Below are 432 nucleotides of genomic sequence, written 5' to 3' on the forward strand. Positions count from 1 at the left end.
CGTGACCTTTGTAAGTACGAGTTGGTGCAAATTCACCAAGTTTGTGGCCTACCATGTCTTCTTGGATGTAAACAGTTACGTGTTTACGTCCGTCATAAACTGCAATAGTGTAACCAATGAAACTTGGGAAGATCGTTGAACGACGTGACCAAGTTTTAATAACTTTTTTCTTTTCGTCGTTAGCTTGAGCTTCAACTTTTTTCATCAAATGCTCATCGACGAAAGGTCCTTTTTTAAGACTGCGTCCCATTTTTATATTTTCTCCTTTAAATGTTGTACCACAGCGGCTTGCACTCCTATGGAGCGCTACCGAGCTGGCGGATTTACTAGTTGCTTAAGCGACTAGTTTAATATTATTTCTCGTTGCGACGACGAACGATAAGTTTGTCAGATTTCGCTTTCTTGTTACGAGTTTTAAGACCAAGAGCAGGT

The 432-nt window shown here is 40.5% G+C and carries 1 protein-coding gene; it reads right to left on the reverse strand.

The genetic code is table 11. The annotated features are described in order from the left end of the window. Positions 1-250 (reverse strand): 30S ribosomal protein S19 (rpsS, locus tag EDI28_RS26500; RefSeq protein ID WP_128786725.1); only part of this gene is annotated, 250 nt, incomplete at its 3' end. Positions 251-432: the final 182 nt, after the last annotated feature.

Source organism: Photobacterium chitinilyticum, assembly GCF_004104355.1.
GTDB classification, from domain to species: Bacteria; Pseudomonadota; Gammaproteobacteria; order Enterobacterales; family Vibrionaceae; genus Photobacterium; species Photobacterium chitinilyticum.